Below are 6,314 nucleotides of genomic sequence, written 5' to 3'. Positions count from 1 at the left end.
GCTGGTTAAGGGACTTGAACCCCCGGCCTGCTGCTTACAAGGCAGCTGCTCTACCAACTGAGCTAAACCAGCAAAATTTATTAAATTCATCATAATTAAAGTTGCGATAGTCAAAAAATAAATAAAGCTAGAATTATACACTAAAAAAGTCAATAAGTCAAGAAAATCACTGAAACCACTTTGTATTTCTTTGGGCAATTATCAAATCTAAAAAACTTAAAAACGAGTCAGCGCTAACACCGACTTCATTGATTGTAAGCAGCAATAAAGAATTGCGCATTTAGAATCCTAACATAGTTCAGAGCTGTAAATCGATGTTCATTCTCTATTGCAAGCATTCTTTATGCAAGAACTTGTAACTCAATTTATAACAGATGTTGATAACAAACATTAAAGAAGCAGATTGCTTGAGAGTGATGTGTGTTTTATGTTCAGTTGGACAAAATGGTATTTGTTTGTGTGATTACAGGAAAGCATATTGCATAACCTCAAGTATTGGTTTTAAAAAATGCAATCCATTAAGCAAACATTACCTTAAACTTCCAATAAAGCTGTATTGACACTTGCTTCTTAACAGGCAATATCACATTGTATTACCTCACAATTTTTGGTGTGATAATAATGATAAGCTCTTCACTTCTGTGTGCCTTTGTCTCTTTACCAAACACTCTTTTTAATCCTTTCATTTCACCAAGTTTTGGAATGCCCTGTGTTGTATTTTGATTGACATTACTAAGAAGTCCGCCGATAATAATCCTTTGCCCGTCCTTTAGCTTGACTATTGAAGAAAGCTGATTAGTGCTTAAATTTGGCGGAGAAGAAAGAGCTTGTGCGGCGTTCTCTAATTCAGGATCTTTTGTTTTGGTAATAGCAGGATTAATACGTAAAATAATATCATCTTGACTAATTGAGGGTGTAATGTCAAGCAAAATTCCTGCAAAAACACTAGGATATTGTGTGCTTGTGTTTTGTATCGTGTTGTTTGCATTGTTAGATTGATAAACAAGCTCCTGCGAATAGCGGAGTACAGAACCTACACTAATAATTGCTGGCTGATTATTTAGTGCCATAATTTTAGGATTACTGAGACTTCTTAGATTGCCATAAGTTCTAAGAAAATTAAAAAGCACGTTAAGATTGTTGTTAGTGTTTTGTAGGGTAAAAATCGCACTGCCTCTACCTGCAATAAGATTATAGCTAGATTGTGTTGGATTAAGGATTCTAAAAATTTCTTGCCAATCAATACCAACACTGCTAGAATTAAAATGTGTAAGACTAAGAATCTCGACATCAATGGCTACTTGCAAATTCATTTTGGATTTTATATAGGCAAGAAATAAAAAGACTTCCTGCATTCTCTTTTTATTAGTCCAAACAGAAATGAGTCCTGTTGCTTTATCTATTATAAATTTATCACCAAGCTTTGTATCAAGCAAGACATTGAGACGTGATTCTATATCTGTCCAAAAATTTGTCTCATCAAGAGAATAAATCTTTGTGCCACTTTTGCCAAATTCTGTAATATTATTATTCATCTGACTGCGGAGTTGTTGTTTTAAAAGATTACCTTCTATAATTCCCTGTATAAATGAAGAATTAAAAGCATTCAGATTTGGATTGGCATTGGGCATATAATAATTACCCGTATTATAGCCACCCATATAGTTATTTCCATAAAGACTGTTGTAACCCTGATAGGGAGTACCATAGGATGAATAATTACTGTTTTGTTCTTGAGAGAACAAAACATCTGTATTGCTCTGTGCCATTCTTGTGCTGGAAACATAATTTAATTCAAATATACGCATATCCGTTTCTTTTAATACAAGGCGATTGGGATAAACTTCATAGAACATATCCTTAAGGAGAAGATCTAGAATAGACTGCAGAGTTTGCTGCTTAACATTAATAACACTTGTATCACTGATTTGTTTAATGCTTGGACTATATTGTATAGAAAAGCTACATTCTTTAGCAAGTTGGCTAAGAATCATTTTAGAATCTAGCGTTTCAGTTTTAGAGAGGTTAAATGTTTTGTCTTTACAGGTAGGCGAAAGCAAGGCTATATCTAAAGGAGGTTCTATGGCTGTAGGAATAATCTTAAGAAAAGGTGTGTCAGCGGTATTTGCTTGATTGTGTTGCACAGAATCTTGAGTTATAGGGTTTATTGCTTGCATAAGAGATTCTGTATGTATATTTGGGTTATGGTTGATAAACTTGCTTTGATTATGCGATAAATCAAAGCTATTGATAGAAAATCTTGCATCTAAATAACTATGATTAAAGAGAGTGGCGTTTGTGGGGTATTCAAAAGAATTGATGAAAGGAGATTCTGTGTCATTCCTCAGAGAATCCTGATTGATTGCTGTCTTGTTTCTTACTTTATTGATTGCAGGATTATGTAGTGTTGAATACACAGAAAAGGCATTTCTTAAATCTTGAATGATAGAGTAATGTTGTATGATTGCAGATTCCGACACATGAGATTCTATAGCTTCAGAATCCATGTCGTTCGCCAAAGAAAAATGGACACATAAAACTAGCAATAAAACACACATTATGCGAAATAAATCCGCACTTATTGTTAATACTGTCATTGCGTTTCCCCCCATTGAAACTATCTGATGTCATTACCCATAAACAAAATCAAATAGGCTTTAACAACTAAGCCTGTTTTATTTTCATCAAATGTTTTATATTTCTTGTGCATAGCCTTTCTTCACAATTATACACAAAAGAATAATGTAAAAATCAAAATTCTTTACCCCCGCTCGCTCTCCACTCCTCTACATACTAAAAACAATATTTTCTCTTTTATGGGGCGTAGGAGAGTTTGATTTATATCTCTTATGTATCAGTTTTTGCCTATCTTATAAAGTAAGGTTTGGTTTGTGGAGAGCTATAAGAATAAAGTGAGTTTCTTAATATATCAAGTGATATATTCTTTAGTTTCTTAATGAGGTGTCATAATACGCTGCTTATGGAATCTTGAATCTATCGCTCTTTACTATGCGGTTAAGTCGGCGGTTAAGTCGTTTGTAGAGCTACAAAGTCTTTGATATTCTACTTAATTGTGTTTTTCCTAAAGAGAAAGAATAAATTGAATAACGAAGAAAGAGAGAGACCACATCGCAGTAAAGAGAAATACTCTCACTTTCTTGACGGGCGAATAGAATCTTTTTGTATGCAAGGCATTCTCAAATTCATGCTGTGTAAGACATAAGACTTGGCTCAAACTGCAAATCTCAAATTCATTCTCCAATTGACACGTCTCGCCTGATAACATGAGTGCGCGCTTTATTTCCGAATGCAAGCATCAACCTTGCACCTTTTATTTTTTTGCTCCTTTAAGCTCTAATCCTCGATTCTTTGGCTAAGCAAACCGTTGTAATACATTAACTATAAATTGACATTGTTGTTGATGAAATTTGAATGTTTTGTTTTGGATTTATAAGAAGGCTTGATATTTTGTACGCGCGTCAATTTTGGGTGGTTTTACCCTACACACATTTTAGCTTTTAAGGTCTCACAATAAAGAAGCATGGTAACACTTAAGAGAAACACACGAAGACACATTGCAGTCCTCATTAAAATCTTAACACTTAAGCCTTGTCTCACATTGAAGATGCTATCTCTAAGATTCAAAATACAATAATCCCTTATTATTTGTTATTGAGCGTCTTAGAATCTTTGGCTAACCTATTCTTCCATTCGCAAGCGTCCTCATGCCCCATAGAGCATGCTTTTTCAAAATAGACTTTTGCTTGTGCAATATTATTATCCATAATGCCTTGTGTGTTTGTTGCTCTTTTCTCGCCTTTGGCATTAAATGACGCATTTACCTGCCCATTAAAATACAAAATTGCAATGTTATAGCACGCAGTATCAATACGATGCTCACAAGAAGTCTCATAGAAACTAAGAGCCCTAGCATAGTCTCTTTTCACACCTAGCGCATTTTCATAAAGCACACCTAGGTTGAAACAGCTTTGCATATAGAGCTTCTCACAACCTAATTCAAACTGTCGCTTCGCATTTGCATAATCCTTATTTTGTTTATAAAAAATTCCTAATTGATTATAGTTTTCCAAATTGCTTATTTCATGAATCTTCTTAAAATAAGGTAATGCCTCTTTATCTCTACCTGCATGATGATAAATCACACCCAAAATCCCGCACTCCTTTTCTACATCACATTCATACACGTTTGATAAGCCATCTGATATAAGCTTTGTGCAAGCTTTTTTATCATTATCAATAATGCAGGCAATTTTAGCTTGTCTGCTTTGAGTATTTGTTGGAATTTTATCCTTTGTTTGATTTGCATTCGCATAAAGCCCCACTAAACAATATAAAAAGAGACAAAATAAAATAAAAAATCGCAAAAGCAACTCCCTTATTTGAGAATCTTAGAATAAATTTTTTGCTTCTTAGAGTATTTATCGCGGAATTTGTTGTTGAGAAAGCATGCCTAAGAAATTCTGCACACCACCTTTTTGGCTAAGTTTTTTGGCAATTTTGCTTGCTTGGTCAAATTGTTTAAGCGTGCGATTTATATCACTTACATGCAATCCGCTACCTAATGCTATACGTTTGCGCCTTGAACCATTAAGAAGGCTTGGATCTTCCCTCTCTTTTGGGGTCATAGAATTCACCATAGCTCGAATAATCTTTACCTCTTCGGAATTATCCAAATCCACATCTTTAAGTGATTTTGCCATATTTCCCATGCCCGGAATCATAGACATAATCGAGCTTACAGAACCCAACTTTTTAACATTCTCAATCTGATTCAGAAAATCCGTGAAAGTAAAATTGCCTTTTTTAATTTTCTTATGTATATCTTTTGCTTCTTTTGCATCAATCACTGTGGCAGTTTTCTCTACTAAAGTTGCAATGTCTCCTGCACCCATAAGTCTTGAGACAATCCTGTCTGGCAGGAACAAATCAATGTCGGCAATTTTTTCGCCTGTACCTATAAAGCGCAGTGGAATCCCTAATTGATAAGCAATAGATAGGGCAATTCCACCTTTTGAATCGCTATCAAATTTACTTAAAATCACCCCACTTAAACCAATCTTTTCGTGGAAACCAGCTGCACTTCGCACACCATCTTGCCCGCTTAATGAATCTGCAACATAAAAAATATCATGAGGATTAATAACTGCTTTAATGTCATGCAATTCCTGCATAAGAGATTCACTAATCGCTAGCCTTCCTGCAGTGTCATAAATAACAACATCAAATTGCGAATCAAGTGCGTGCTGTTTTGCTTCTTTGGCAACTTCTATGGGATTTTGACTATGAGATTCAAAAACTTCTACTTCAATTTGCATGCCCAATGTCTTTAGTTGCGTTACAGCTGCCAATCTTTGCAAATCGCAAGGTACAAGTAAGACTTTTTTATTGCGTAATTTGAGATAATTAGCTAGCTTCGCACTTGTAGTCGTTTTTCCGCTACCCTGTAATCCCGCCATGAGAATATTTGTAGGGGGCTTTTGGGCATAAGTAAAGCCATAATTGCCGCTAACGGCTAGAATCTCAAGCAAGGCATTGCTTAATGCTTGTAAAAAGTTATCCCTGCCTATCCCTTTTTCTTTAGCTTTAATCTTTGTCTTTTGGAGTATTTCTTTTGTCGCTTTATGATAGACATCACTTTTTAGCAAAACTTTCTTCAGCTCATCTAATGCCCTATCCAAAGACCTTTCATCATCACTAAAGCGCATTTTATTTATTGTGCTGCGAAATCCATTGCTTAAATTTTCAAACATTAATTGTCCCTTATAAAATAATAAATGTTAAAAGATATTTATAGAATCTTATTCAAATTTCATTGTTTTAATACTGCATGATTATAACAAAACTTACCTAATACTCATGATGCGTTTAAGCTATCACAGGAAAATGATTAACTCTCAATACATAAATAAGAAATTTTGAATGAAAGTTAATATTGAATACTAAGAAAATTTATGTAATTGTAATGGCAGAGATAGCACAAATGTTGTCTGCATTGACGAATCTTGGTGTTATTGCCCTTTTCAAAACTTTGTAAATAGGCACAAATAGCTACATGATTAAGCTCAATTAACCCAAAATTTGTGGAACGCATTAATTACTTCTCCTAATTGTTCAAACATACTTGCTTCGTTGCGCAAGGTTTGCAAGATTTGGTCGCCCCAACAATTGGTGTCTTGACAATTTGAGAAGTAATCCTCTACATTAAGCTATTAAGGTGGTGCATAGTTGATATTGACCTTTAAGCATTCAACCAAGCGACAAATAGCTTTTTCATTTTTTGGATTATGCTTTTA

3 protein-coding genes are annotated in these 6,314 nt (G+C 34.5%); all 3 read right to left on the bottom strand.

Going from position 1 to position 6,314, the window contains the following annotated elements; genetic code table 11:
- Nucleotides 1–593: 593 nt before the first annotated feature.
- The 3 genes from CQA44_RS07470 to ffh all read right to left on the bottom strand — a co-directional run bounded on the left by CQA44_RS07470 (nt 594) and on the right by ffh (nt 5,771).
- On the bottom strand, nt 594–2,597 hold the full coding sequence (locus CQA44_RS07470) for a secretin N-terminal domain-containing protein (RefSeq protein ID WP_181881822.1): 2,004 nt from the start codon (nt 2,595–2,597) through the stop codon (nt 594–596).
- A 1,065-nt stretch (nt 2,598–3,662) separates the two neighbouring features.
- Complete coding sequence (locus CQA44_RS07465; RefSeq protein ID WP_147289765.1) at nt 3,663–4,385, bottom strand: tetratricopeptide repeat protein; 723 nt, start codon at nt 4,383–4,385, stop codon at nt 3,663–3,665.
- A gap of 54 nt (nt 4,386–4,439) precedes the next feature.
- Nucleotides 4,440–5,771, bottom strand: a complete 1,332-nt coding sequence (gene ffh, locus CQA44_RS07460) for a signal recognition particle protein (protein WP_115546645.1) — start codon at nt 5,769–5,771, stop codon at nt 4,440–4,442.
- Nucleotides 5,772–6,314: the final 543 nt, after the last annotated feature.

It is taken from the genome of Helicobacter sp. MIT 14-3879, assembly GCF_003364125.1.
Note: the sequence above shows the minus strand (reverse complement) of the source record. Positions and strands in the feature narration are given on the sequence as shown.